Raw genomic sequence first — 25,847 nt, forward strand, 5'->3', positions numbered from 1 at the left:
CTATTGGTTCTATAGTGAAGTACGTAGAGTCAGGTGGAAGCTGAAAGTACCCAGGGCCCTTCGGGGCTGCGGGATAGCGCCGGGGATGGGCTTCCAAGAAAAGCCGCTATCGTTAATCTTTCCGGTAACCGTACCGCAAACCGACACAGGTAGTCGAGGCGAAGAGCCTCAGGTGCACGAGTGAGTCATGGTTAAGGAACTCGGCAAGATGACCCTGTAACTTCGGGAGAAGGGGGGCCTACCCACGTGAGTGGGAGGTTGCAGAGAAGAGGCCCAGGCGACTGTTTACCAAAAACACAGGACTTTGCGAAATCGAGAGATTCGGTATAAGGTCTGACACCTGCCCGGTGCTGGAAGGTTAAGGGGGGATGTTACCGCAAGGGAAGCATTGAACTGAAGCCCCAGTAAACGGCGGCCGTAACTATAACGGTCCTAAGGTAGCGAAATTCCTTGTCGGGTAAGTTCCGACCTGCACGAATGGTGTAACGATCTGGGCACTGTCTCAACCATGAGCTCGGTGAAATTGTAGTAGCGGTGAAGATGCCGCTTACCCGCCACGGGACGGAAAGACCCCGTGCACCTTTACTATAGCTTATCATGGACTTCGGGGCAGGGATGTGTAGGATAGGTGGGAGGCAGTGAAGCGGTGTCGCCAGGCATCGTGGAGCCAACGTTGAAATACCACCCTTGTCTGTGCTGGAGTCTAACCCTTAGGTTAAGGGGACAGTGGTTGGTGGGTAGTTTGACTGGGGTGGTCGCCTCCGAAAAGGTAACGGAGGCTTCCAAAGGTCCGCTCAGGCTGGTTGGTAACCAGCTGGGGAGTGCAATAGCAGAAGCGGGCTTGACTGTGAGGCGAACAGGCCGATCAGGTGCGAAAGCAGGGTATAGTGATCCGGTAGTTCCGCATGGGTGGGCTATCGCTCAAAGGATAAAAGGTACGCCGGGGATAACAGGCTGATCTCCCCCAAGAGCTCACATCGACGGGGAGGTTTGGCACCTCGATGTCGGCTCGTCACATCCTGGGGCTGGAGAAGGTCCCAAGGGTTCGGCTGTTCGCCGATTAAAGTGGCACGCGAGCTGGGTTCAGAACGTCGTGAGACAGTTCGGTCCCTATCTGTGGTGGGCGTGGGAAGTCTGACGGGGGCTGTCCTTAGTACGAGAGGACCGGGATGGACCCACCGCTGGTGGACCGGTTGTCGTGCCCGCGGCACGGCCGGGTAGCTACGTGGGGAACTGATAAGCGCTGAAAGCATCTAAGTGCGAAGCAGGCCCGAAGATGAGACTTCCATGAAGGGTCGTCCGAGACCAGGACGTGGATAGGCGACAGGTGCAGGGCGTGAGAGCGCTAGAGCCGAGTCGTACTAATGGCCCGAACGCGTGGCTCCATTCCTTTACAGGCCAAGAAGTGCAGTCGACAGACTCACAAGGTAGCGGTTGTAGTTTCCAGTGCGGCAAGAAACGCCATAGACATCAGGGGAGCCATTCCCTTAACCCACCGCCGGGACGCGAGTGCCGGGTAAGCGTGGGGGAAGAGCAGGGATGGTGGCCATGGTGCGGGGGTCCACCTCTTTCCATTCCGAACAGAGCCGTTAAGCCCCGCCACGCCGATGGTACTGGAGTCGCATCCGGGAGAGTAGGTAGCCGCCACCGCTGAATCAGGGGCCACAGACACTGTCTGTGGCCTTTTTTGTTTTTAGCGCTATAAAAGAAGCTCGTTCCGCCTCGTTTACGGGTCTTTTACAAACAAATTCAACAAGCGCTATTTTTGAGAGACAACGGTGGTGGTCTCTGAAGCAAGAGCCTGATAAACAAGCGTCTTGAATTTGTCCCCAATTTCGCCGTGACTGTTGGGCACCATCTGGGTTAAAAACAGAGCCACGATTCCTTCCCGGGGATCGGCCCAGTAAGAGGTGCCAAAATAGCCGCCCCATTGAAAGCTCCCTTCTGAAACGGGCGTCTGCGCTGCGGATTCCGCGGTGAAAATTCCGAAACCTAGACCAAATTTCTGGTCACCCAACGACAGGGCTCCGATCTGGTTGCTTGTCATCATCCGGACGGTGGCGCGGCTGAGCAACTGCTTTCCGTTGTAGGTGCCCCCGTTCAATAACATCTGCAGAAAAGTGGCGTAGTCCAGGGCGGTGGAGGAAAGACCCGCTCCACCCGAAAAATACGTTCCTTTAGTATTCGGGTAGTTGACGTCCATGTCTTTACGCACCTCACTCATCTTTCGCACCCCTTTTCCGGCCTCTTCGGTATAAAGAGTGGACAGCCGATTGCGCCTGTCCGGAGGAAGATAAAACCAGGTATCTTTCATGCCCAACGGATCAAAAATTCGGGTCCGGAAAAACTGGTCGAGGGGCATACCGGAAACAACTTCCACGAGGTAGCCAAGCAGGTCTGTGTTCAGTCCGTACGTCCACCGCTCGCCGGGCTGGTGAAGCAGCGGCTGTTGAGCCAGGATTTTCATCTGGTCGACGAGCTTTCCGTTGGGGACGCCGAGGCCGGCATGCAGGCCCGCTTTGGCATAAAGAGCGTTGGCGGTAGGACTGCCAATAACCGGATACCCAATTCCGGACGTATGCGAAAGCAAGTGCCGGATGGTGACTGCCTTTTTCGCGGCCACCGTCGTGTAGGTCGAATCCCTGTCGTTAAACTTATCCAGCACCTTTAGACCTTTGAACTCCGGAATGTACTGCGAGACAGGGTCATCCAGCCGAAATTTCCCTTCTTCATACAGCATCATAACGGCCACACTGGTGATCGCCTTGGTTTGGGACGCGATTCGAAAAATGGCATCTTTTGCCAGAGGACTTTTCCGCGAGATATCGTCATACCCGAACCCTTTGTGGTACACAATTCGTCCATTTCGGACGATGAGGGCAACGGCGCCGGGCAGCCAGCCTTTCTGTACATACTCATTAACAGCCCGGTCGATTCGCTGGAGCCGCTCAGCGTTGAAGCTGGTGGCCTCGGGAGTGCCGGGCCGGAGCACAAAAGAGCCGGTTTGGGACCAGACGGTGGCGGGCATGGCGACCAGCAGCAAAACTGCCAGTACGAGCGGACGAATCAAGTGCATAAGTTCAACGGGTAACTGAAAACGGTTCAATTTACAATAAAGGGGAACCAGGGCCGACCCAAATCCTCATTTCGGAAAATAAAAATAGTGAACATTATTCATGAAATAAGTTTATTCGGTGCGGGTAAACATAACATTGTGCGGGTAGTTCGGAAATGGGAGCGAGATACCTGGCAAAAACCGTACAACTATGAAATTAGTAGCTATGCGCTGCCTGCGCGGACCCAACTTTTGGTCTGTCAGCCGCCACAACCTTGTGGCCATGCGCCTTGACCTGGAAGAACTGGAAGAACACCCAACCAATACCCTTGAAGGATTTCTGGAACGGCTGACGGCCGCCATGCCGAGTCTGTACGACCACCATTGCTCGGAAGGACATCCCGGAGGGTTCTTCGAACGGGTTCGGGAAGGAACCTGGATGGGCCACGTCGTTGAGCACCTGGCGCTTGAGCTTCAGGGCCTTGCGGGAATGAACGTGGGCTTTGGACAAACCCGGGGTACGGGCGAGAGGGGTGTTTATCACGTTGTCTTTGCCTGTCGGGAAGAAAGGGCCGGTATGCTGGCCGGCGGCTGTGCGGTTGATCTGGCACAGGCGCTGGTAGACGGAAAAGAATACGATGTGGCCGGAGCCGTAGAACGCATCCGGCAGCTTTACGAAGCGGATAAACTGGGCCCAAGTACGGCCGCCATTGTGGACGCCTGCCGCCGGAAAGGCGTTCCGACCATCCGACTGGACGCGGACTCTACCATTCAACTCGGCTACGGTGCCCGGCAGAAGCGTATACAGGCTACCGTCTCCAGCCAGACCAGCGCCATTGCCATGGACCTGGCGGCGGATAAAGACAAAACCAAGCAGGTGCTGGAAGAAGCCGGTATTCCGGTGCCGACCGGGCGGGTCATTGGGAGCGAGGAAGAACTTCAGGAAGTGCTCCGGGCCCTCGGGTTTCCGCTGGTGGTCAAGCCGCTGGACGGAAATCATGGACGGGGCGTTACCACCAACATCCGGACGGCCAGCGAACTGTTTGAAGCCTGGCAGCGCGCCAGAGTCCATTCGAAAGAAGTGATCGTCGAACAGTTTGTGTCGGGGAACGACTACCGGCTGCTGGTCATTGATTTTAAACTCTGCGCGGTGGCTCAACGGCTGCCGGCGCTGGTCGTGGGGGACGGCTTCTCGACCATTCGCGAACTCATCGACGTGGTCAACCGGGACGAACGGCGCGGAACCGGGCACCAGAACGTCCTCACCCGGATTGAACTGGACGAAGCCACGCTCGCCCTGCTGCGGTCCCGCCACCTGAGTCCGGAAAGTGTGTTGCCGCAGGACGAGGTGTTGTACCTGAAGAAAACCGCGAACCTCAGCACGGGAGGGACGTCGATCGACCGCACGGATGAGATTCATCCCGAACTGGCCCGAATGGCCGAGCGGATCGCCCGGGTGATCGGACTGGACATCTGTGGCATCGACCTCATTGCGCACGATATAACCGTGCCGCTCCAGCAGGCCGGGGCGGCGGTGATCGAGGTGAACGCCGGTCCCGGACTGCGGATGCATACGCATCCGACCGAAGGCAAACCCCGCGATGTAGGCCAGGCAATTGCCGATATGCTTTTCCCGAATGAAGAAAATGGACGAATTCCGCTGATCGCCATCACGGGAACGAACGGGAAAACGTCCACTACCCGCCTGATTGCGCATATCTTCAAAGGGATGCAGAAGAAAGTCGGCTTCACCACCACGGAAGGAATTTACCTGGGGGACGACCTTATCGAGCGGGGAGACTGCACCGGACCCATCAGCGCCGGCAAGATTCTGCGCGACTCCTCCGTCGAGGTGGCGGTGCTGGAATGCGCCCGGGGCGGTATTCTTCGGGCGGGACTGGCCTTCGACCAGTGTGATGTGGGCGTGGTGACCAATGTGGCCGCCGACCACCTGGGTCTAGAAGGCATTCTGACCGTGGAAGACATGGCCCGGGTGAAATCCGTTATTCCTGAAACGGTCCGAAAGGGTGGGTACGCCGTCCTGAATGCCGATAACGACTACACCTACGCCATGCGGGAAGAGGTCCGAAGCGAGGTGGCGCTGTTCAGCCGCCGCGCGGGGAACGAACGGGTGCAGCAGCACCGGCAGACGGGCGGACTGGCCGCGATCTGCGACGGAGGCTGGCTCAAAATCTGCCGGGGCGACGAGTCGATTCCGCTGGTACACGTCAGAGATGTACCGCTGACGTTCAACGGCACCTGCGGATTCATGATCGAGAACGTCCTGGCGGCCGCGCTGGCCTGTTATTGTCAGAACGTGCCCGTGGATGTCATCACGGAAGGGCTACGGACTTTTGTCCCCACGCACGAAACGACTCCGGGCCGGATGAACGTCTTTCAGCTTTCGGACATCCGGGTGGTGGTCGATTACGCGCATAATCCGCACGGCCTGATTGCCTTGAGCGAATTTGTCCAGAATACCGAAGCTTCCCGCCGCATTGGCATCGTCACGGGCGTGGGCGACCGGCGGGATGACGACATCCGGCAGATTGGCCGCATCGCCGCCGAGACCTTCGACGAAATCATCATCCGGATCGATGAAGATACCCGGGACCGGCCCGCCGAACAGATTGCAGAGCTTTTGCAGCAGGGCATTGCCGAAGTGGCTCCGGATAAAGCCGCGCAGGTCGTGCCGAGCGAGGAGAAGGCCCTCCGGACCGCTATCGACCGGGCTCCATCGGGCGCGCTGGTGATGCACCTGACCGAAAAGATTGAAGTGGCCGTGCAACTGATCAAAAGGCTGGAGACGCAGAGAAAACCGGTTGCCGTTTAAAGCGGACCTTCGTCAATGTTCAATAAAGCGACGCTGGCGCAGGGAGTAACTAGCTCCCTGCGCCAGAATGTGCAGCCGCAGATTTTCGATGTAAACGGGCTCGAACTCATTGGCGTGGTGGTAGTTGGTTTTAATGATCTCGTCGGCTTCGATGACGATAATGACCCCGGAACCAATGGCCCGCATCGTATCTTCGCCGGTAATCACTAGCCCCGTATCTTCGCTGATTCCCAAAGCAATGCACTCCGGATGCCGCATCAGGGCTTCGGTCATGCGGGCGAGCCGTCCCCGGTTCATAAAATGCGTGTCGATGATCGCCTGCGGGAGCAGCCCAAATCCCTGGCCCGTATCGACCATGCCTTTCAGCAGCGGCTCGGCGCTGTTGCCCTCCCGAATCATGAAATGAGACATGGCCATCGCCCCGGCGCTGGTTCCGGCAATAACAAACGGCTCCTCCTGATAACGTCTTTTCAATAAGTCAAAAAACGGCGTTCCGGCCAGAATCTCGGTCAGCTTTACCTGGTCGCCCCCGGTGAAGATGACGCCATCCGCCTGTTCGAGTCGCTTCAGGTTTTCGGCCGCGTGGGCTTCCCCGCGACTGCGGATGTCGAGGTAGCCAACCTGGCGTAGATTCAGGTGCTCGAAGGCTTCGTCGTACATTTCCCGCATTTCGTCGGGCACACTCGAAGCGGAGGGAATCACCTCAATGCGGGACTGTTCGCCCCGGATTTCGTCCAGCACTTCTTTCAGAATTCCCGAATGAAAAAAATCGACCAGCGGTGAACGATCGTCGTCTGTCTGCTCTGCTGGTCCTTTCGCTTCGTTGCCGCCGATGGGAATCAGTTTGCCTTTGGGTACATTCATGACCGGGTGGTTGCGGAGAAAAGGATGTATTCATTCATAACGGGGCAGCGGAGGGAAGTGTTACGCCGATTTATTCAGTTCGGAATATCCGGATGTCCCCTTTTCCGTTTTCCGACCGCCAGCCCCGGAACATACTGCCCGAATTAAATTCCAGCGCGACCTCACCGGCCGGAGTAACGGCAATGATACCGCCCTCGCCGCCCAGCGCGGCAATTTTGTCGAGCACGGAACGGCAGGCTTCTTTCAGGGAACGCTGCTGGTACCCGATCTGGCAGGAAACATCGTAGGCCGCTACCGTCCGGATGAAAAATTCGCCGTCGCCGGTGCAGGAGACGGCGCAGGTGTCGTTGTTGGCGTATGTGCCTACGCCGATGATGGCCGTATCGCCGACCCTCCCGGGCAACTGGCCCGTCAGACCACCGGTGGATGTCGCGGCGGCCAGATTTCCGTGCCGGTCGAGAGCCACCGCGCCGATGGTGTCCCGGGTGACGGCTTCCTGCTTTTCCTGAAGTTCCTCTGCTTTCTTCTCACTAAAGAAATAGTCATCCGAGTCAAATTCCAGTCCCTGCTCGCGGGCAAATTCTTCAGCCCCCGAGCCGACCATCAGCACGTGTTCGGTCTTTTCCATCACCGCCCGGGCCAGCAGAACCGGGTTGCGGAGATTGACCACGCCGGCGGCGCAACCGGCCTCCAGGGTATCGCCCCGCATCAGGGCGGCTTCCAGTTCGTGCGTGCCGGCCGCGGTAAAGGCGGCTCCCCGCCCCGCGTTGAAGAGGACATTGTTCTCCATCGCCATCACGGCGGCCGTAACGGCATCGAGGGCGGTTCCGCCGCTTTCCAGCACGTCGTACCCGGCGGTCAGGGCTTCGTCCAGGCCCTGAAGGTATTGTTTCTGTTCAGCCTCGGAAAGATCGGCGGGCGTCAGGGGTTCGGCTCCCCCGTGAATAGCGATGACAAACATAGGCGTTGGGTTTTGATAATGACAAAAGGCAGCATAATCATGCTGCCTTTTATACTCGCCTGGGTCGTTTTTGTTAGGGCCGAATCCTCACTCCCGAGCATCAGACGGTCCCTTTCTTGGCTAACAGCTTCACTTCCAGTGTGAAATCGTCATAGATGGCCTTGTCGCCGAGGTTTTCGAAGAAGGATTTGGAGCGAAACTTAATATCGTATTTGGTCCGGTCCACGGACATTTTCCCGTTGGCTTCCACTCCGTTTTTGGTAATGTTCACCGTAGCCGGAAAGGTGACCGGCTGGGTGATTCCCTTAATGGTCAGGTTGCCCGTCAGATCGTACTGGCTGCCGCCTTTGGGAGTGGCTTTCGTGATGACGAAGGTGGCCACCGGGTGTTTTTCGACCGAGAAGAAATCGTCGGATTTCAGGTGCGTGACCAGCCGATTGTACATGTTCTCATTGTCCTTCAGGTCCAGGCTGGTGAGGGTTTTCATGTCCGCCTCGACCGTGCCACCCGTCAGCTTGTTGCCATCGACCGACAGCGTGCCTTTGTTGATTTTAACGGTGCCGTAGTGTTCGCCGGTCACTTTCTTCCCGTTCCAGTTAATCACGCTCTGCTCCGTATCCACCGCGTAAGTGGTCGCCTTGGCGGCGGCTTTGACGGTGGGCACCTCCGCGGGTTTGTTCACAAAAGCACTTCCCGTCCAGACACTGGCGGCCACCAGGCCCAGTACAATTGCGTTGGTTTTCATACGATAGGGGTTGATTGAAAGGTTTAAGAGAATGTTATCAGGTTTACCGCTTTTCCTAAAAGGCAATTTACCATTAACTTCTAATGATCGGCGGTAAACCTGCTGATTTTTACTGTCTTGGCCGGCCGCCGCCCTGCCCCTGCTGTTGCGGAGCTGCCTGCTGGCCACCGCCGGCATCGTTGCCGCCGTCACCGCCGCCGCCTTTGACGTCGTCGTTGCTGACCGATTTTTTCCGGCGGCGCGGCTGCTGGTCGAAGCTCATCTTGCCGATCCGGTAGTTAAACGTCATCCGCACGCCGCGGTTGTACATCTGGTTGAGGCTGTTCTGGGAAGAGCCGGCAAACTCGCGGGTCGTCCGGACCTTCATCGAGTTGGTCAGGAAGTTTTCGGCGGCCAGACCGAGGCTGCCGCGCTTGTTGGGGAAATCTTTCCGGAAGCCGAGGCTGTACATGTAGAAGCTGCCCTGCGTACCCTGCAGATTGACCTGGTTGCCGCGCATGCCGCCAAAGCCCTGGATGCCCCAGCCTTTTTTGAGGGTCAGGTTGGTGAACATCCGGCCCTGAATCACCACGCCGTCGTTCTCGGCAAACAGGGCCGGGTTCGGGTTGTTGTTGGTGAGGTAGGTGTAGTACGCGTCGAAGCCGCCGCCGATCTGCCACTTGGAGAACAGCGTCACGTTACCGAAGAAGTTCATGCCGTACGCTTCCTGCTTACCGATGTTCTGGTAGGTGGTTTCGAAGACGGTACGCTCCCCGCGGGTGTCGTTGACCAGACGGCTGGTGACCACGCTTTCGATCGAACCGTCCGTGTTCCGGGCAAAGGCGGTCATGTTCAGGTAAACGGCTTTGATGGGAACGCTCAGGCTCACTTCGTAGTTGTTGGACATCTCCGGCCGCAGGTAGGGGTTCCCGTACGAAATATTGTCCGGGTTGGAGAAGTTGATGTTCGGGTTCAGGAACTGGATACCCGGGCGCTGCAACCGCCGGTTGTAGGCCGCGCGGATGGTTTTACCGCCCTTCAGGTTCTTTGACACGTTGACGCTCGGCACAAACGAGCCGTAATCGGGAATCTGGTCGTCGGTGATCGGCTGTTCCTGACGGAAGCGGGCGTCGATCATGGTGTACTCATACCGGCCTCCAACCTTGAAGGTATACTTGCTTTTGGTGGTATACGTGTAGGACAGGTACGAGGCGGCTACATTCTGGTCGTAGTCGAGCACGTTGTCGGGGGCCGGCGTGGTGATCGTGCTGTTGTACTGAATGTTGCTGTACACCTGACGGAAGATACCTTTTCCGCCGAATTCGAGCATCTGGTTCCGTTTGACGGGTGTCTGGTAATCTACCTGGATGGTCGATTCCTGGTTGTAACTGTTGTTGTCGTTGCCTTCCTCGCCGTAGCGCGACAGGAACGGGTCAAGCAGAACGGAGGTGAAATTGTTGGTCCGGTTGTTCCGGCTGAACTGCGTCAGCACGCTCAACTCCTGCTGGGGTTTGCTGAACGTCCGGGTGTAGTCGAGGTTGATATCGACCGTCTGCGAATTATCCTTCGTCGCGACATCCCGCAGCGTGCTCTGGACCGTCGTTGCCGTCTGCCGGATCGTCGTCAGGTCCTGCGTGGAGTTCTGGTTGCGGAGCCCGAAGCGGACAGAAGCCGTCAGCGAGTTGTTTTTGTTGATGTCGTAATCCCACCCGAGCTGGTAATGGCCGAAGAGGTTCCGGTTGAGGGACTCGGAGGTCTGCACGGTGGAGAACTGCTGGCCGTTGATGGTCGAAATCTGGGTGTTGTTGAATTTACCCTTGATGTTGTAGCCGGCCCGGCCGAAGCCCCCGAGCGAGAAGCCCATTTTGCCTGTCCGGTAATTGCCGTTAAGGCCGAGCATCGAGCCGCGGTTGCCAACGCCCGAATCGAGGTTCAGCGTCAGGCCCTGGAGGGTGTTTTTCTTCGTGATGATGTTGATGATGCCCGCCGAACCTTCTGCGTCGTATTTGGCCGAAGGCGAGGTGATCACCTCCACCGACTTGATCATGTCCGCCGGAATCTGCTTCAGGGCGTCGGCGACGGACGAGGCCACGATGGTCGAGGGTTTGTTGTTGATCAGCACCCGGACGTTCTGGCTGCCCCGGAGGCTGACGTTGCCGTCGAGATCCACTGAGAGCATCGGAACGCGGCGCATCACGTCGGTAGCGTCGCCGCCCTTCGTCGTTACGTCCCGTTCGGCATTGTAGACCAGGCGGTCCACTTTTTCTTCGATCATGGCTTTCTGGCCCGTCACTTCAACTTCCTGGAGGGTCCGCACGTCGGCGGCGAGCTTCAGCACGCCCACGTTCAGTTCCGTGCCTTTGGCGATGGTCAGGTTATCGACCTCCTTGTTCTGGTAGCCCAGGAAGGTAGCCTGAATCTTGTAGGCGCCGGGCGCAACGCGGGTGAGCGAAAACTGCCCGCGTTCGTCGGAGGTCGTTCCGTCGATGGGTTTGCCGGTGGCTTTGCTGATCAGCGCGACGGTCGCGTATTCGACGGGTTTACCGCTGGCTTCGTCGAGGAGAACACCGCTGATTTTGCCGTTGCCGCGCGGGGTGGCGTCGTTGGCCGTGCCGGGAATGGTGGCTGCGGGCCGGTTGCCGGGACCACCGCCGGGGCTGCCTCCCGTCATCGGGAACTGGCCAAAAGCCGGAGAGAGCAGCGCCGTAGTGAGTAGAAAGGGATAGAACAATTTATGCATAGACAATTCTGTTTTGCAGTTTTTTCGATACAAAACAAAATAGCTTCGTACATATTAAAAAATACAATAGACCAAGCGCCCATGCATGCCGATTGACCCCCGCTTTTGTCCGACGAACTCCGCCAGCCCTCCCGGCGGAGGGCCGTCCGCTCGGCTCATCGGGTAAATCCGGGCACTCGTCGGTACAGTTGGGGGAGTAGTCTACCCGGAGCGCGTTTTTTGGGACGTTATTATACATTTGACAAGGCAATTTCCGGTTGTCGCTCGCAATTGGGAAAAGTAAATGTAGATTAGTATCTGACCGAACAGCCTGACTTCGGTGAAGTCAGGCTGTTTTTCCATGAACTTAATCCAACGGATTTAACTATTTGTTCTATGGCCTCCCGGACAATCCGAAGCATGGTTCCGTTTCTGATACACGTGCTCGGCTGGACGTTGCTTGGCAGTACGCTGCTGGTGATTCAGCCGATTTTGTATAAAGACGTTACGGTGCCCACCGAATACTGGATTAAGCAGCTGCTCTTTTTCGGCCTGATGATCGGCATGTTTTACCTCAACGCCAACTATCTGGTTCCCCGGCTGCTGTTTGGCGACAAAGTCCGCGTGGCGCTTTACGTCGGGATGGTAATCGCCGCGGCTGGTTTTGCCATGCTGGCGAGCCGCCAGTTCGACCAGTGGCTGAACCTGCCCGAACTCATTCACCGGGCTTTTCATCCCGAAGACTGGCAGGCGCGGCCCCGCCGTCCGTCGGCGCCCTTTGATTCGTACGCCATTCTGATGACCCTGTTGATCATCGGCATCAGCACCAGCGTTACCTCGGTCCAGAAGTGGCAGCGGGATGCGCAGGTGCGGCTCGCGCTTGAACAGCAGAAAACCAGCACCGAACTGTCGTTTCTGAAAGCCCAGATCAACCCGCATTTCTTTTTCAATACGCTGAACAACATCTACGCCCTGACGCTGATCGACGTCGAAACGGCCCGGGAGGCGCTGCACAAGCTGTCGCGGATGATGCGGTATGTGCTCTACGAAACCCAAGCTCCCACGACCCTGCTCAGCAAGGAGCTTTCTTTTGTTCAGGATTATATTGAACTCATGCAGCTGCGGCTGACGGACAAGGTGACGGTGACGTTCCAGAAGCCCGAGCCGGTCCGGGATGTGGCCGTAGCGCCGATGATCCTGCTGCCTTTTGTCGAAAACGCGTTCAAACATGGCGTGAGCGCCCTGCACCCGAGCCAGATCTTTGTCGGCGTCCGGCAGCACAACGGACACCTTTCGCTGGAGGTACGCAACACGATCCTGCCGGACAAAAGCCAGTCGCTGGAAACCGGCAACGGCATCGGCCTGACCAACACCCGGCGTCGGCTGGATTTGTTGTATCCCGAAAGGTACAACCTGCTGGTGAGCGAAAATACTTCCAGCAACGAATACCGCGTTCAGCTTGAGCTTACCATATCATGACGTTGACCTGCATGGCCGTCGATGACGAACCGCTGGCCCTCGGGCTGGTGTGCGCGTTCATCGAAAAAACCCCTTTTCTGACCCTGACCGGCCGCTACTCCAACGCGGTGGAAGCCCTTCAGGCGCTTGAACAGCAAGAGGTCGATGTGCTTTTTCTGGACATTCAGATGCCGGACCTGACCGGGATTGAACTGGCCAGACTGCTGGAGCGGGCCGGGGGGCGGCATACCCGGATCATCTTTACGACAGCGTTCAACCAGTTTGCCGTGGAAGGCTTCCGCGTCGATGCCCTCGATTACCTGCTGAAGCCTTTCAACTACGAAGAATTTCTCCGGGCCGCGACCAAAGCCCGTTCCTATTTCGAACTCCTCCAGCGCGCCGCCAGCGAACCGCCCCGGCTCCCCGACCACCAGGAGTACCTGTTTCTGAAGGTGGAATACCAGCTTGTCCGCATTGCCTACAGCGATATTCTGTTCATCGAAGGGCTGAAAGACTATGTGAAGGTGCATCTTCAGTCGGCCAGCCGCCCGGTTCTGTCGCTGACGAGCCTGAAGGCGCTGGAAGAGAAGCTGCCTTCCAGCCGCTTCATGCGCGTTCACCGTTCGTTCATCGTCGCCCTGGACAAGATCGAAACGGTTTCGCGAAACACCATCCAGATTGGTCCGGCCAGCATTCCCATCAGCGAGCAGTACAAGGATGCCTTTAACCAGTTTCTGAGCCGCTGGCTTTAAACGGTGCGAAGCATCCCGCGGACGATCAGATACTGGGCCTTTGCGTAGGTGCTCATAATCAGGAAATCGGAGAAGGGGAGAGGCCACAGAAAGCGGTCGACGGCAATCAGCGAATCCGAGAGAATGAACAGAAGGGCACCCGGCAGCACCCAGCGGGAGCCCGCCTGTTTGGCCTGCCGCTGCCAGAGCGAGGCCGACCAGCCCATCAGACTCAGGCACAGCCCGTACCCGACCACCGGCAGCCATAGGCCCCGGTTTGCGGGAACCTCGTGCAGCGGGCGGTAGAGAAGCGCCAGAAAAAGCCCCAGATAGACGGCAAAAGGCAGCGCCTGCATCCAGAGGCGCCCCGGTTCGAGCGGAGCGCTTCGCTTGCGGGAGTTCCGGAAGGCCAGGATGTAACAAAGCTGCATCACCAGAAACGCCGCCAGCCCCGGCATAAAGAGGTCGATCTCCCGAATCATCAGCAGCGTATCCCCCGCCAGGGCAAAGCCCAGCCCGACCATTAGCCAGATAATGGATACCGAAAAGCCAAGCAGCGGACGACGCTTGAGGGCAAAGAGGAGAAGCAGAACGGCAAGCAGAGGTTTGGTACCGTAGATCAGCCAGCGTTCGTTGAGGGTTTCGCCGGTAATTTCAAACAGCGTAATGAGGAAGTAAAGCCACCCGAATGCGGTGGTGGAACGAATTTTCATACACTTGCGGCAGGTCCAGAATGGTAACCGCAAGATACATAATTTACGGAAGCGAAGGACTAATCACGTTGGCCGGAACCCGCGCCAGGTCAAGCCAGAACAGACGAACCTGGTGAATCAGCTGCGAAAGGCCGCTGAAGCTGGAAGGTTTGGTCAAAAAGGAATTGGCCCCCAGTTCGTACGCCAGCATGATGTGCTCGGGAGCCGAGGAGGTCGTAAAAATAATGACCGGAATGGAACGGTAGGCCGGATTGGCGCGGATGTGGCGGAGGGCCGCAAAGCCATCCATCCGGGGCATGTTCAGATCCAGCAGAATCAGGGCCGGACGGCGGTCGGACTGGTCCAGACGCTCAAGAAGATCGGCTCCATCGACGGCAAAAACCACTTCGCAGTCCTGCCAGTTCGTGTCAAATACTGATTTTACGAGAAACCGATCGTCCTCGTCATCATCAGCCATGAAGATTCGATATGTTTTCGGCATACTGCTTGGTGTGGTAACCACGTTTAGTGGCGATTGAGTTAGCTAACCAAAGGTAGCGAAATTGTTTAATAAATAATAGCGTTTCATTGAACAATTATTAAACAAAAAAAGCCGGAAACGGCAAATTCCGGGAGCAGGGGAGGTTTTGTTAAGCTTTTGTTAATATGGGCTTAATGTCATTTTAATGGCTCCGGGCCATATTGCGGCATTAATCAGATTCATGAAAAAGTCATTTTTTGATCAGCAGTCAGGCAGGCGGTGGCGGGTATTCTGGCGGAGTCTGCTGCTGTCTCTGGTTCTTCTGCTTACGGCCGTTCTGTTATATTTTCTGGTCGCCTGACGCCCCGTCCGGGCAGGCCGTCGCCTGCCCGGAAATTCTTCTGTTTTCTGGCAGCAATTTTGTTAAATAACAGACATGAAAACTACTCAGGTTTGCCAGATTCTTCTGTTTCTTCTCGCCGGAATCGGGCTCTTTAACGGCTGTATTCCTAAAATTGATCCCGCCGCCCGGTTCGCGGGTGTCTTTGATTGCCAGACGACCCTTGTCGAGTCGAACATCATTGCCCAGAGTGCTTCCTCCCGGTCGAGCTACATCGGAAAAATCGTTCTTGTCCGCGTGGCCAGCGACAAACTGGAAGTGAGCGTCGAAGGACGGCCGGACCTGACGGTGGTGGCCGAGCTGTCGGGCTCGTCCCTGCTGATCCGGAAACAGATCATTCAGATTAAATCGGTCAACGGGTACATCGGTCCGGCCGCCGCGCTGGGCGAGGGCTCGGTGGATGCAAACACGGTGAGTGTTAACTACCTGGCCTCGGCCGGCTCCAACAGTTACTCCATCACGGTTCAGGGCCGCGGACTGCGCCGGAAGTAGATTCCGCGTAAAAAAAGATTCGCTTTTTTGATCTGGCTTAGTTTTTGTTTGTCTGGTAATTGTGGCGATAATTGACGTATTAATGTGTTTTTAAGCATATTTCGGCAGAAAGCGCTTCCAATAAATGGAAAGATTCTTCCCGATTCGGGAAACCACCGACTTGTAAAACTTAACGATGAAAGACCAGTACCACATTCTGCTTGTAGACGACGACACCTTTATCCGGAAGGTACTGCGTCAGACGCTGAAGGAGGATTTTATCATCACCACGCAGGCAAACGGAATGGAAGCCATGGCCTGGCTGGAACAGGGGAACGAACCAAACCTGATCATCACCGATCTGCAGATGCCGCATCTGGACGGGCAGGAACTGATTCGGCTGCTCCGGAGCAGCAGCCTCCTGCGGCAGATTCCCATCATGGTTCTCTCGGTGCATGACGACAGCCAGACCCGCATCCGGTGTCTGGAACTGGGCGCCGACGACTTCATTACCAAACCGTTTAATCCGCTCGAAGTCCGGGCCAAGATCAATGCCATCCTGCGGCGGGTCAATTCGCATTATTCATTCTAATCCGGAAGCGCCCTAACTAGCCATTAACGCATGACTCCTACCATTCAGACGGAAAAAGCGGCCTTCCGGGTCATTTATCTAGAGCGTGACATTGCGGCTTCCCTGATGTTTATCCGGGCGTTCGGGCCGCATGTATCCATTGTTTCGCTCGATGACCCGCAGGAAGCGCTGGAACTGTTGCAGGAAGGGGAGCCGGCGGATCTGGTCCTGATCAACGAAAATCTGGGCGGACTGGCCTTTGCCGAAATTCTGCAGGGCCATCTGTTCCTGAAAAATATTCCGGTCGTCCTGCTGAGCAGCGGACCCGTGACCGAACAGCTGAAACGCCAGGCTACCCGGCGCTCGATTCAGGATGTTCTGCCGGCCTACGGGGCCGAAGACGCCATCGCGATCCGGATCGATTACCTGCGCCGCCGGAAAGAGTACCAGCGCGAACAGAGACGGGCCGCCTGGCATCCGGTTGTCCGCATGCCGGTAGGAAAGCGACTGCTCGACATCCTCGTCTCGCTGACGGCCCTGCTGCTGCTTTCGCCCCTGCTGCTGGTCGTCTCCATCCTGATCAAGCTCGACTCGCGGGGTCCGGTGTTCTACAGCTCCCGGCGGGTGGGGATGAACTACCGGGTGTTTCCGATGCACAAGTTCCGGACGATGCGGACGGACGCCGATCAGATGCTGGCGCAGATGGCCGATCTGAACGTGTACGCCCGCACGCCGGAGACCGATACCGAACAGCTTTGCGAAGAGTGCCGCCGGAGCGGACAAGCATCCTGCGGACGACAGCTGTACCTGGACGGAAAAATGATTTGCGAAGACGTGTACGCGCTGCAGAAGAAATACAAGGCGACGTTCACCAAATTCAATAAAGACCCCCGTGTGACGCGGCTGGGCCAGTTTCTGCGCAACACCAGTATCGACGAGCTACCGCAGTTGTTCAACATCCTGAGCGGGGATATGTCGCTGGTGGGCAACCGCCCGCTGCCGCCCTACGAAGCCGAAAAGCTCACGACCACGGCCTACGCGCGCCGGTTTGCCGCGCCGGCGGGCCTGACGGGCCTCTGGCAGGTGACGAAGCGGGGACGCGGAAAACGCCTGTCCGACGAAGAACGGATTCAACTGGATGTGCTGTACGCCAAAACGTTTTCGTTCCGGCTCGACGTACTGATCTTCATCCGAACTCTGAAAGCGCTATGGCAGAAGGAAGATATGTAGGCCGGGAGCCGCTGGTGTCCATCATCACGATCAATTACAACCAGGCGGAGGTGACGGCGGCGTTTCTGGCCTCGTCGCGGCGGCTGCGGTACCCGAACTACGAAATCATCGTGGTCGATAACGGCTCGCGGGTGACGGTCGAGGAGGTGGTTCGCCGGGAGGCCAACCCGCGCGTGCGGCTCCTGCTGAGCCCGGAGAATCTGGGGTTCACCGGCGGCAACAACCTCGGCATGAAAGCCGCCCGGGGCGAGTTTTTCTTTATCGTCAACAACGATACGGAACTGAACGAAACCCTGCTGGATGACCTGATGGCCCCGTTTGCCGACCCCGCCGTGGGGGTGGTCTGTCCTAAAATCCGTTATTTCTCCGAACCCGACCGCATTCAGTACGCCGGCTATGGCAAGCTGAACGCCTATACCGGTCAGGTGGTGGCGGTCGGCACCCGGGAGCAGGACCACGGCCAGTATGACGAGCCGGGCCCCACGCATTACGCGCACGGGGCGGCCATGATGGTCCGGCGTTCGGTAGCGGAGGCCGTGGGCCTTTTCGCCGAAGAATTCTTCCTGTGCTACGAGGAACTCGACTGGTCGGCCCGAATCCGCCGGGCGGGGTATACGATTTTTTACCAGCCCCCGGCCGTTATTCTCCACAAGGAATCGACCTCCATCGGGAAAGCCAGTCCGCTGAAAGTATACTATCACACCCGCAACCGGATTCTGTTCATGCGGCGGAACACGGGCGGGTTGCAGTGGCTGTCGTTTCTGGTCTTTTTCTGTCTGCTGGCCGTTCCCAAACACCTTCTGCTTTACACGCTGCGCGGACAATGGACGCACCTGCGTTCGTTCGTTTCCGGCCTCCGGTGGAATCTGTCGTACCGGCCCGCTTAAGCAACTCCTTATTTTCCAGCGTTATGAAAACAGCGTTATCACTACTTTTCTGGGTTTGTGTCTTCCTGACGGGGTATACCTATCTGGGGTATGGTCTTTTGATCTGGGTTCTGAACCGGGTTCGGAAGATGCTGAAACTGAACCGCTCCCGACCGGATGCGTCGGCCTACTGGCCCGAGGTGACGGTCGTGATTCCGGCCTATAACGAGCGGGCTTTTCTGCCGGCCAAACTCAAGAACTCGCTTTCCCTGGCGTATCCCGCCGACCGCATCCGCCTGCTGTTCGTGACGGAAGGTTCCATCGACGGCTCGATGGAATGGCTGCTGGAAGCCCGCCAGCGCTACGACCGCCGGATTGACGTGCTGGGCGGAAGCGTACGCCGGGGCAAGGTGGCGGCCATGAACCGCGCCATGAAATACGTCAAGTCGCCGATCGTCATTTTTACCGACGCCAATACCAACCTCAACGCCGGCGCGATTCGCAACATCGTCGCCCATTTTGCCGACCCGGACGTGGGGGCGGTGGCCGGGGAGAAGCGGATCGAACTCAATGCGGCGGAAGCGGCCGCCGGAGCCGGGGAGGGTCTTTACTGGAAATACGAATCCTTTCTGAAAAAACAGGACGCCGAACTGCACACCATCGTCGGCGCGGCGGGCGAGCTTTTTGCTCTGCGTACCGAACTGTTTGAGGAAGTGGAGGCCGATACCCTGCTCGACGACTTCATCATTTCGCTGCGCATCGCCGGACGCGGCTACCGGGTCCAGTACGCCCCCGACGCCTTTGCCCTGGAGCGGCCTTCGTTTTCGATTGAAGAAGAGAAAAAGCGGAAAATCCGGATTGCCACGGGCGGTTTTCAGTCCATCGTCCGGCTGGCTTACCTGCTGAATCCCTTCCGGTACGGCTGGCTGACGTTTCAGTACCTGTCGCACCGGGTCCTGCGCTGGGCCGTGGCGCCGTTCTGCCTGCCGCTGATGCTGCTGGCGTCCGTACTGCTGACGCTGGTAACGGCCCTGGAGTCCTCCCAGCTGTTTTTCTTCTGGGCCATGACCGTAGCGGCGCAGATTGGATTTTACCTGGCTGCCCTCCTGGGGTACGTCGCCGAACACCGCCAGCTACGGGTTAAGCTGCTGTTTATTCCGTACTATTTCACGTTTATGAATGTCTGCGCCATCGCCGGGCTGATGCGTTACCTGAAGGGCACTCCGGCTACCGGCATCTGGGAAAAAGCCCGCCGGGCGGAGGATGCCGAAGTGAATCCGGCGGCGGAAACGGTCTAAGCCGGAATTGTCTTTTCCCAATACAAAAGCCCGGAAGCGAGACTCGCTTCCGGGCTTTTCTGTCTTAAACGAATCTGTAACGAATCAGGCGGCCTGTTCGTCTTCCTCGGCCGTTTCGCTTTCCTCCTTCGTATCAAACCGGCTGCACAGGTGAAAGGTGGCGATGGTGATGTACATCACCGTTGAAGTAGGGGTCTGTCCGAGGATCTGGTTGCCGTAACTGGCCAGCAGAATCCCGATGTACCCGCTGAAGAGGCCCCGCATGGTGGAGGCCAGAACGGGGTCCCGGAGCCGGATGATATTGCGGTACCCGGCCGCCGCGATCATGAGCAGCGTCAGGATGTGGATGCTGAGGCCAACCACGCCGGTCTCCACCCAGATTTTGACGTACCAGCTGTCCAGCGCGGTCTCGGCCAGAAACGTTCCGGGCGAAAAGCGGCGGCCCCATTCCCCGCCCGAGCCAATACCGGCCCCGATGGGACGCGAGTCCATGTAGCCGCTGAGCTTTTTCTGATTGGCCAGCCGCACCTGCAGAGAGGGGTCGTTGGGGTCGAGGGCGCTCCGCATCCGCTGCACCTGATAATTTCCCTGAGCGATGTAGGTGAATTTGAGAAACCCGTACGCCCCGGCGGCCAGGACCATCCCGACGGCGATGACCGCCAGATTTCGCCGCAGCAGCAGGTAGGCCATCATTCCGCCCGCAAAAACGATGAGCGGTCCCCGCGACCCGGCTAGCGCATACCCCCAGAAACTGGTGACCGCGATAAAAATGTACTTCAGCCGGTGCAGATTGTTCTTGGTTTCGACGGCCAGAATCATGGCAAACAGCGAGGCGTGCGCCGCCGCCGCGCCGTACTGCCCGGCATCGCTGTAAATGGAAAAGCTGCGGAGGTTGCCAAACAGAATGTGGGTCTGGGCACCCCCTTCGTCCATCCAGCGCTGCTCGTTGGTTGTCAGGCCGATGTACTGCTGTTTGAAGGCCCATAGCGCCGCAAAAGCCGAATAGGCCATCCAGGTATTGACGAAACGGTAAAGGTCCTTGCGTTCGGTAATCAGCAGCAGGCCGATCACCACGATCTGAATCATGTAGATCGAAACCCCGCGGGCGGCAAAGAACCAGGCCTGCTTGCTGCGGGCCTCCGGATTGAACAGCTCGAAAACGGTAAAGACGAACCAGATGGCCGTCGCGAAAAAGACGGCGGACTGGAAGACGCCGATGTTTTTCTTTTTGTTGAAAAGCGCCCCGATGAGCGTAAGCAGCATCACCCCGTCGATGGAGAGACCGATGGGAATGTTCGTGTACAGAATCCGCCCGATGGCAAAGAGCGTGAAACTCAGGTGGTACAGCAAGGAGACCCCAACGCGCGGGCGGGCCACAATCGTGCAGACGATGGTCAGCACAATGGGCAGCGCAATGAGCAGGCCGACTCCTTCCATCCCGGCCCCGGCAATGTAGCGGCCCGCAAGCAGGGCCGTTCCGATGGAGACCAGAGCCAGCAGAGCGGTCCAGAGAGTCGGATGACGTTCAGACAGTGTGTGCATCGGGATGACTACGCGGACGGCGCCGGCTCAGACCTTGATTTCTTTTTTCGGTAAAAATGAAAGGCCCGTTTCGGAATGTCGCCCAGGAGCGGACGCAGCCAGTCGGGCTCGACCCGGTTCAGAACGGCAAAGACCTTGTTGCGGGTGGCTTTCCGGTACAGGTTCAGCAAGGTCGCGTCGGCTTTGACCCATTGGGTGGTCGCGTCGGTAACGAGCAGGGACAGGTGCGACTGTCCGGCCAGGTGCGCCGGAATGGCCGTGTCGAGCAGATTGGGCAGTTCGAGGAAAATGTAATCGAACACCTCGGGACCCGGAGCCCCGGCGTTTTCGAGCAGCGACCCGATCCAGCCCGTATCCGAAAAGTCGTCCGAAACGTAGTAGGGCACCGTGGTAGCGGCGGTACTCGGCGGCGTATTGACTTTTTTCGGATCGAACGGGTAGAGGTAACACACGCGCTGGCCGGCTTTGGCAAACTGGTGACTGATGCGTTCGCCCACCCACGAACGGCCCTGTCCCCGCCGCGTGCTGAAGAGCGTGACGAGGTGATAGGCCGAAGTGGGAGCTACCGTGGTCGTTTCGATCAGGATGGCACTGCGCAACTGTTCCAGCATACACTGCTCGATGTACGGCAGCTCGTACCGCTGCGTCCGTTTGGTCACGGCGGGGAAGGCCGCGCCCAGCGGAAGGGCGGTCAGTTCTTCCGCCCGCTCGGGCGTCCGGATGGTCGAGTTCAGAAACTCGGTGGCGAAGGCAACCGCCAGAACGAGCACGACGCCGGCCAGGAAGCCCGACATCGTCAGCATTTTCTGCTTCGACGCCTGGGCCTGAGACGGATAGGTCGGCGGGTCCAGCAGCGTGATGGGCCGGGTTACTTCCAGGTTTTTCTGCTTGAGACGGGCTGCCTGCAGGCTGCTCAGACTGCTCAGGTAATCTTTCTCGGCCAGACCGATGCGGCGTTCCATCCGGCTGAGGGTTGTTCCCAGCGGAGCATAATGGCTGTAAATGCCGTCGAAATCCTTCAGACGCTTCTGGTACACGTTGACCCGGGCGGCCGATTCCTCGTATTCCAGCATCCGGTTGACCCACTGCTGGGCGAGGTTTTCCTGCGGAATGGCGTCGAGGGTGTTGTTGAGGGCGTAATACGAGCGGGCCAGGGATTTGATCTCTTCCGTAATCCGGTTGACCCGACGCTGCTGTTTTTCAATGGCTTCCGGTGTTCCTTCAAACGTATTCAGGTTGGTCAGCTCCATTTGCGCCGAAGCGAGTTCCCCCCGTTTCCCGAGGAGGGTCTCGTTGAGCCGGACGATGGACTTCTGGTCCGCCGATTTGCTTTCGATCGATTCCAGCGCCGCTTTGGCCACCTGCATGTTCACCATTTCGGTCTGAATGTTGGTGGTGAGGTTTTCCTTCGACTGGGAAACATACCGCGACTCCTCGCCGTAGTTGATGATCTTGTTGTCGATGCCGAAGTTCTTCAGGTCATTTTCAGCCTTTTGTAACGTTTCGTAGGCCGTCTGCGTCTGCTCCTCATAATACTGGATGACGTTCCCGGTTTCGGCCGTTTTGGCTTTTTCGTGCCGCTGTTTAAAAACTACCAGCAGAATGTTCAGCGTCTGGTAACAGATCGGGGCGTCGTTGGCCGTAAACGAAAATTGCAGCATATCGCTGCTGTTGACCCGCTTGACCCCCATGCCCGCCAGCACATTGTTGACGGCATAGGCGCTCGGCGACTGGTAGAGGAGCCATTTCAGCGGCGCCCCCTCCGGCGTGTCGAGCAACTTGTGCAGATTCTGGTAAGTCGCTTCGGTGCTGCCCGGCACTACCGCCAGCGCCCGCAACTCGGGCTTAACCAGGATTTTAAGGTCAGCAAACGTCTTCTTCCCGATGATCTGGTCGTCGGGTTTGTCCTGAAGAAGGTGCAGCGCCATCAGCCGCAGCGCAACCTCGGTCAGGGCTTCCCGGCTTTTGATCATCGAGATCATGCCCTCGATGGTGTTGTTGATCGCGCCGCCGTCCGGACGTTCGTCGCTGATGGAAATGTTGGAAGCGAGTCCGGTGGCAACCGTGGCCGTCGTCTGGAATTCGCGGGGCAGGTCCCGGGTCAGGTGAAAGACCGTCGCGGCCAGAACGGTGGGCATCAAAATCAACCACGGCAGGCATTTTTTCAACAACCGGATAATTGCGAAAACTGTCATGGATGGATTAGTTCAGGATTAAACGGGGCAATTCGACGCCGGTGAGAATTTCGAAGTCATACAGCTTGGTCATGAATTCACTGCGCTTCTGCTCGACTTCGATCTGGGTCGAGGTGTAGGCTTTGCTGGCCGAGGCGTATTCGTCGGGCGCGGTTTTGCCTTTCTGATAACTGATTTCGGCGACCCGGAAGGCGATGAGGGCGGCCTGGGCGTCGCGGATGGTCAGGCGGAGCACTTTCTGGGACAGCAGCAGAGCCTGATAAGCCTGGGAAAGTTCGCGCTTGAAGCTTTGTTTGGCCTGGTCCCGGTGAATGACGGAAAGCCGGTGCTCGATCTTCGCGGTTTGAATCTTCCGGCGGCGGCTCAGCAGTTCCCCGACCGAAATGCCGAAAGTGACCCCGTACCGGTAGCCGTTGTTGAGCGAGAAAGTTTCGTTAGCCACGTTGCCCACGCTGAGGACGGTGGCCGTGCCGCTGTTGAAGCCGGCGGAGGTGCTCAGCTGATTCAGGATGGCAACCCGCGAGGCCTGAATGTCCAGAATCCGGCTTTCTACCGTCGCGTCTTCCACTTTCATGAGGGGCGAGTGGTGCAGGGCCAGATCAAAGATGCGTTCGAAGGGAATAAGCTGGTCGCCCAGGTCGCGGTCCAGACTCAGCATCAGCGTGTCGGCAGAAGCCGGAGCCGCGGCGCTGGCCGGGGCAAGCGTCAGTGCCGAAAGGAGCAAAACCAGAACGGGAAACCACGAGCGTACTCTACCGAATTTACGTTTACGGGGGGATTTTGAAAAACGGTACATTATTTGTCTGATAAATATGGGTTGCTAACCATACAGCAATTATGTTGCCAGTCTGTTAAATAACCCTCTACAAGTATACTAAAACAGTATATTAAAGACTTTTCATAGAATCTCGATTAATAGTAAGCGATGAACGCATTGAAAGCCTTCCTGAAAGAGAGTCCCCGGGTGAAATCATTTGTCCATTATCTGCTGCTTCCGAGCGGGCAGGCCCGGCCGCGGCGCTGGGTAAGCTGGCTGATTAATCCGTTTGTGCACCCCCGCGGCAACGGCAGTCGGGTCTGCGGCACGGTTCGGCTGGATGTGCTTCCGTTTCAGCCGTTTTCGATCGGCCGTGATTCGACCATCGAAGACTACAGCGTGATCAACAACGGCGTGGGAGCGGTGGCTATCGGGGACGGGGTCCGGGTAGGCATCAGCAACGTGATTATCGGGCCGGTGACGATTGGAAACGACGTAATTACGGCCCAGAACGTGGTTATTTCCGGCCTGAACCACTCGTATCAGGACATTCACCGGCCAATCCGGCGGCAGCCGGTTTCGGTAGCTCCGATTGTGGTCGGGGAGGGAAGCTGGATCGGGGCCAATGCGGTCGTTACGGCCGGAGTCCGCATCGGGAGAAATGCCGTCGTGGCGGCGGGCAGCGTAGTGACCAAAGACGTACCGCCGTTCTGCGTCGTGGGCGGCAATCCGGCCCGCATCATCAAGCGGTACTGCGAAGCAAGCGGAAAGTGGGAGCGGGCGACGCTCGCCAGAACCTAGCGTTTGTCCCGAAGCACCTCGCCCAGAATCTGCTCAAGCCGTTTGCCGCGCTCTTCCCAGGAATTGGTACGGGCAAAGGCCGACCGTTTCCGGGCCTCTTCCGGACGGGTATCGGCCAGCGCCCCTTTCAGGGCTTCGCAGAAGTCCTCCGGCGAATCGGCCAGCGCGACGACTCCGGCAAAGTCGGACAAATCCGAAAAAAGAGTTGAAACGACGGGAAGTCCGGCGGCCAGGTATTCGTTGACCTTCAGCGGATAAATGGCCTTGGTCTGCTGGTTGCAGACGAACGGAATCAGGGCGGCGTCGAAGGTTTCGACAAACGCCGGAAGCTGGCTGGGCGCGACCGGCGGGCTGAGCGTCACGTTGGCATACGGCTCAAAGAACGCCCGGATCGCCGCGTCGGGCTGTCGGCCGACAAACTGGAATTGAACCTCGGGAAAGCGCTGAAAACAGGTGCCGAGCAAATCCAGGTCGAGGCGATTGTCGATGGCCCCGATGTAACCCACGGTTTGGACGGGTTTGGGCGTCGGCAGATGAAAAGCCTGCTGAAAGAGCGGATAGTCAACCCCGTTTTCCAGCAGATAACAGGGCGTCGTGTCCGTCGTCTTCCGGAGCTGGAGTTCGCGGGAGGAGGCGATGACTGCGTCGGCCTGCCGGATCAGCGCCGCTTCGGAAAGGGGGCCGTGGTGGCGGCTCCAGCTTTCGGCGTAAATATCGTCGTAGCAGTAGTAGACCAGCGCGCGTTCGTTGAGCCGTCCCGCCAGCGCAAGGCCGTTGATCGGGTGAAACGCATTGATGACCACCGGGCGGTCGAAAGCGAGCCGTTTCATGGCGGCCCGGATCTCGGCGGCAAGCCAGTACGTATTAAAGCCCTGGGCGAATCCGTGAAGCACTCCCGGCTGCATCCAGTTGACCGGAAGCACGGGCGGTGGCGTAAGGACGTGCAGTGTGCCGCCGTGGGAAAGCTCAACGCGGGCTAATCGCTCATCCAGTCCGACTACTTTCTTCCAGCCGTTTCTCAGCCTGCCCGTCACCAGGTCTTTGACCGAAACGGCAAAGTCGACGTACAGCACCCGGTGGTGGCGGGCCAGTTCGTTCATCAGTTCGACGGTCGACTTGGTGAACGCGTTGGTGTACGAGGTCAGGCTGACACAGACAACCTCAAAAGAAGGGACGGACATGGCGGCTACCGAGAAGC

The 25,847-nt window shown here is 57.9% G+C and carries 20 protein-coding genes and 2 rRNA genes (1 of these 22 running past the window's edge); 11 read left to right on the forward strand and 11 right to left on the reverse strand.

Annotation, left to right across the window (positions count from 1 at the left end):
* Together ORG26_RS22570 and rrf are read left to right on the forward strand one after the other, a co-directional pair.
* Nucleotides 1-1,385, forward strand: a 23S ribosomal RNA gene (locus tag ORG26_RS22570) (it extends 1,513 nt beyond the left edge of the window).
* A gap of 153 nt (nucleotides 1,386-1,538) precedes the next feature.
* Nucleotides 1,539-1,650 (forward strand): 5S ribosomal RNA (gene rrf / locus ORG26_RS22575).
* 109 nt (nucleotides 1,651-1,759) lie between these two features.
* Here rrf and ORG26_RS22580 read toward each other — a convergent pair.
* Nucleotides 1,760-3,076 (reverse strand): serine hydrolase domain-containing protein, encoded by a 1,317-nt coding sequence (locus ORG26_RS22580; protein WP_266365903.1) that lies wholly within the window; start codon nucleotides 3,074-3,076, stop codon nucleotides 1,760-1,762.
* A 190-nt stretch (nucleotides 3,077-3,266) separates the two neighbouring features.
* On the opposite strand from ORG26_RS22580, the gene cphA reads away from it, so the two are divergent.
* Nucleotides 3,267-5,888 (forward strand): cyanophycin synthetase, encoded by a 2,622-nt coding sequence (cphA, locus tag ORG26_RS22585; RefSeq protein WP_266365905.1) that lies wholly within the window; start codon nucleotides 3,267-3,269, stop codon nucleotides 5,886-5,888.
* Nucleotides 5,889-5,900: 12 nt separating this feature from the next.
* Here the strand turns inward: cphA and ORG26_RS22590 are convergent, their stop codons facing one another.
* From ORG26_RS22590 to ORG26_RS22605, 4 genes are all read right to left on the reverse strand, one after another.
* Entirely contained in the window at nucleotides 5,901-6,752 is an 852-nt protein-coding gene (locus ORG26_RS22590; protein WP_266365907.1) for a cyanophycinase, read from the reverse strand.
* A 70-nt stretch (nucleotides 6,753-6,822) separates the two neighbouring features.
* Nucleotides 6,823-7,713 carry an isoaspartyl peptidase/L-asparaginase family protein gene (locus ORG26_RS22595; protein ID WP_266365909.1) on the reverse strand — a complete coding sequence of 297 codons (891 nt, stop codon included), beginning with the start codon at nucleotides 7,711-7,713 and terminating at the stop codon, nucleotides 6,823-6,825.
* Between the two features lie 100 nt (nucleotides 7,714-7,813).
* Nucleotides 7,814-8,458 (reverse strand): YceI family protein, encoded by a 645-nt coding sequence (locus ORG26_RS22600; protein ID WP_266365910.1) that lies wholly within the window; start codon nucleotides 8,456-8,458, stop codon nucleotides 7,814-7,816.
* A 109-nt stretch (nucleotides 8,459-8,567) separates the two neighbouring features.
* Nucleotides 8,568-11,177: a TonB-dependent receptor gene (locus ORG26_RS22605; protein WP_266365912.1), complete on the reverse strand. Its 2,610-nt coding sequence runs from the start codon at nucleotides 11,175-11,177 to the stop codon at nucleotides 8,568-8,570.
* 375 nt (nucleotides 11,178-11,552) lie between these two features.
* On the opposite strand from ORG26_RS22605, the gene ORG26_RS22610 reads away from it, so the two are divergent.
* Together ORG26_RS22610 and ORG26_RS22615 are read left to right on the forward strand one after the other, a co-directional pair.
* Nucleotides 11,553-12,635 (forward strand): sensor histidine kinase, encoded by a 1,083-nt coding sequence (locus tag ORG26_RS22610; protein ID WP_266365914.1) that lies wholly within the window; start codon nucleotides 11,553-11,555, stop codon nucleotides 12,633-12,635.
* Nucleotides 12,632-13,366, forward strand: coding sequence for a LytR/AlgR family response regulator transcription factor (locus ORG26_RS22615; protein WP_266365916.1), 735 nt, complete (start codon nucleotides 12,632-12,634; stop codon nucleotides 13,364-13,366). The genes ORG26_RS22610 and ORG26_RS22615 overlap by 4 nt, the downstream gene beginning before the upstream one ends.
* On the opposite strand, the gene ORG26_RS22620 is transcribed toward ORG26_RS22615, so the two are convergent.
* The gene (locus tag ORG26_RS22620; protein ID WP_266365918.1) at nucleotides 13,363-14,058 is read right to left on the reverse strand and encodes a lysoplasmalogenase; all 696 of its coding nucleotides are present in this window, start codon (nucleotides 14,056-14,058) and stop codon (nucleotides 13,363-13,365) included. The genes ORG26_RS22615 and ORG26_RS22620 overlap by 4 nt on opposite strands.
* A gap of 43 nt (nucleotides 14,059-14,101) precedes the next feature.
* On the reverse strand, nucleotides 14,102-14,515 hold the full coding sequence (locus ORG26_RS22625; protein WP_266365920.1) for a response regulator: 414 nt from the start codon (nucleotides 14,513-14,515) through the stop codon (nucleotides 14,102-14,104).
* Nucleotides 14,516-14,954: 439 nt separating this feature from the next.
* Between ORG26_RS22625 and ORG26_RS22630 the strand changes: the two genes are divergently transcribed.
* From ORG26_RS22630 to ORG26_RS22650, 5 genes are all read left to right on the forward strand, one after another.
* Nucleotides 14,955-15,410, forward strand: coding sequence for a hypothetical protein (locus tag ORG26_RS22630; protein ID WP_266365922.1), 456 nt, complete (start codon nucleotides 14,955-14,957; stop codon nucleotides 15,408-15,410).
* Nucleotides 15,411-15,585: 175 nt separating this feature from the next.
* Nucleotides 15,586-15,981: a response regulator transcription factor gene (locus ORG26_RS22635; protein WP_266365924.1), complete on the forward strand. Its 396-nt coding sequence runs from the start codon at nucleotides 15,586-15,588 to the stop codon at nucleotides 15,979-15,981.
* Nucleotides 15,982-16,011: 30 nt separating this feature from the next.
* On the forward strand, nucleotides 16,012-17,190 hold the full coding sequence (locus ORG26_RS22640) for a sugar transferase (protein WP_266365926.1): 1,179 nt from the start codon (nucleotides 16,012-16,014) through the stop codon (nucleotides 17,188-17,190).
* Nucleotides 17,169-18,077, forward strand: coding sequence for a glycosyltransferase family 2 protein (locus tag ORG26_RS22645; RefSeq protein WP_266365928.1), 909 nt, complete (start codon nucleotides 17,169-17,171; stop codon nucleotides 18,075-18,077). Before ORG26_RS22640 ends, ORG26_RS22645 begins: the two co-directional genes overlap by 22 nt.
* A 23-nt stretch (nucleotides 18,078-18,100) precedes the next feature.
* Nucleotides 18,101-19,354 carry a glycosyltransferase family 2 protein gene (locus ORG26_RS22650; RefSeq protein WP_266365929.1) on the forward strand — a complete coding sequence of 418 codons (1,254 nt, stop codon included), beginning with the start codon at nucleotides 18,101-18,103 and terminating at the stop codon, nucleotides 19,352-19,354.
* Nucleotides 19,355-19,438: 84 nt separating this feature from the next.
* Here the strand turns inward: ORG26_RS22650 and ORG26_RS22655 are convergent, their stop codons facing one another.
* The 3 genes from ORG26_RS22655 to ORG26_RS22665 all read right to left on the reverse strand — a co-directional run bounded on the left by ORG26_RS22655 (nucleotide 19,439) and on the right by ORG26_RS22665 (nucleotide 23,815).
* Entirely contained in the window at nucleotides 19,439-20,896 is a 1,458-nt protein-coding gene (locus tag ORG26_RS22655; protein WP_266365931.1) for an O-antigen ligase family protein, read from the reverse strand.
* Nucleotides 20,897-20,904: 8 nt separating this feature from the next.
* Nucleotides 20,905-23,034 (reverse strand): GumC family protein, encoded by a 2,130-nt coding sequence (locus ORG26_RS22660; protein ID WP_266365933.1) that lies wholly within the window; start codon nucleotides 23,032-23,034, stop codon nucleotides 20,905-20,907.
* 64 nt (nucleotides 23,035-23,098) lie between these two features.
* Nucleotides 23,099-23,815, reverse strand: a complete 717-nt coding sequence (locus ORG26_RS22665) for a TolC family protein (RefSeq protein WP_266365935.1) — start codon at nucleotides 23,813-23,815, stop codon at nucleotides 23,099-23,101.
* Nucleotides 23,816-24,016: 201 nt separating this feature from the next.
* Here ORG26_RS22665 and ORG26_RS22670 point away from each other — a divergent pair, with 201 nt between their 5' ends.
* The gene (locus ORG26_RS22670) at nucleotides 24,017-24,649 is read left to right on the forward strand and encodes an acyltransferase (protein WP_266365937.1); all 633 of its coding nucleotides are present in this window, start codon (nucleotides 24,017-24,019) and stop codon (nucleotides 24,647-24,649) included.
* On the opposite strand, the gene ORG26_RS22675 is transcribed toward ORG26_RS22670, so the two are convergent.
* The gene (locus ORG26_RS22675) at nucleotides 24,646-25,830 is read right to left on the reverse strand and encodes a glycosyltransferase (RefSeq protein WP_266365939.1); all 1,185 of its coding nucleotides are present in this window, start codon (nucleotides 25,828-25,830) and stop codon (nucleotides 24,646-24,648) included. The two genes, ORG26_RS22670 and ORG26_RS22675, sit on opposite strands and share 4 nt — an antisense overlap.
* Nucleotides 25,831-25,847: the final 17 nt, after the last annotated feature.

The sequence above is a fragment of the Tellurirhabdus rosea genome, from assembly GCF_026278345.1.
GTDB classification, from domain to species: domain Bacteria; phylum Bacteroidota; class Bacteroidia; order Cytophagales; family Spirosomataceae; genus Tellurirhabdus; species Tellurirhabdus rosea.

Coding starts and splice junctions, on each gene's coding strand:
- ORG26_RS22580 (WP_266365903.1), bottom strand. CDS start 3,076: ATGCACTTGATTCGTCCGCTCGTACTGGCAGTTTTGCTGCTGGTCGCC.
- cphA (WP_266365905.1), top strand. CDS start 3,267: ATGAAATTAGTAGCTATGCGCTGCCTGCGCGGACCCAACTTTTGGTCT.
- ORG26_RS22590 (WP_266365907.1), bottom strand. CDS start 6,752: ATGAATGTACCCAAAGGCAAACTGATTCCCATCGGCGGCAACGAAGCG.
- ORG26_RS22595 (WP_266365909.1), bottom strand. CDS start 7,713: ATGTTTGTCATCGCTATTCACGGGGGAGCCGAACCCCTGACGCCCGCC.
- ORG26_RS22600 (WP_266365910.1), bottom strand. CDS start 8,458: ATGAAAACCAACGCAATTGTACTGGGCCTGGTGGCCGCCAGTGTCTGG.
- ORG26_RS22605 (WP_266365912.1), bottom strand. CDS start 11,177: ATGCATAAATTGTTCTATCCCTTTCTACTCACTACGGCGCTGCTCTCT.
- ORG26_RS22610 (WP_266365914.1), top strand. CDS start 11,553: ATGGCCTCCCGGACAATCCGAAGCATGGTTCCGTTTCTGATACACGTG.
- ORG26_RS22615 (WP_266365916.1), top strand. CDS start 12,632: ATGACGTTGACCTGCATGGCCGTCGATGACGAACCGCTGGCCCTCGGG.
- ORG26_RS22620 (WP_266365918.1), bottom strand. CDS start 14,058: ATGAAAATTCGTTCCACCACCGCATTCGGGTGGCTTTACTTCCTCATT.
- ORG26_RS22625 (WP_266365920.1), bottom strand. CDS start 14,515: ATGGCTGATGATGACGAGGACGATCGGTTTCTCGTAAAATCAGTATTT.
- ORG26_RS22630 (WP_266365922.1), top strand. CDS start 14,955: ATGAAAACTACTCAGGTTTGCCAGATTCTTCTGTTTCTTCTCGCCGGA.
- ORG26_RS22635 (WP_266365924.1), top strand. CDS start 15,586: ATGAAAGACCAGTACCACATTCTGCTTGTAGACGACGACACCTTTATC.
- ORG26_RS22640 (WP_266365926.1), top strand. CDS start 16,012: ATGACTCCTACCATTCAGACGGAAAAAGCGGCCTTCCGGGTCATTTAT.
- ORG26_RS22645 (WP_266365928.1), top strand. CDS start 17,169: ATGGCAGAAGGAAGATATGTAGGCCGGGAGCCGCTGGTGTCCATCATC.
- ORG26_RS22650 (WP_266365929.1), top strand. CDS start 18,101: ATGAAAACAGCGTTATCACTACTTTTCTGGGTTTGTGTCTTCCTGACG.
- ORG26_RS22655 (WP_266365931.1), bottom strand. CDS start 20,896: ATGCACACACTGTCTGAACGTCATCCGACTCTCTGGACCGCTCTGCTG.
- ORG26_RS22660 (WP_266365933.1), bottom strand. CDS start 23,034: ATGCCCACCGTTCTGGCCGCGACGGTCTTTCACCTGACCCGGGACCTG.
- ORG26_RS22670 (WP_266365937.1), top strand. CDS start 24,017: ATGAACGCATTGAAAGCCTTCCTGAAAGAGAGTCCCCGGGTGAAATCA.
- ORG26_RS22675 (WP_266365939.1), bottom strand. CDS start 25,830: ATGTCCGTCCCTTCTTTTGAGGTTGTCTGTGTCAGCCTGACCTCGTAC.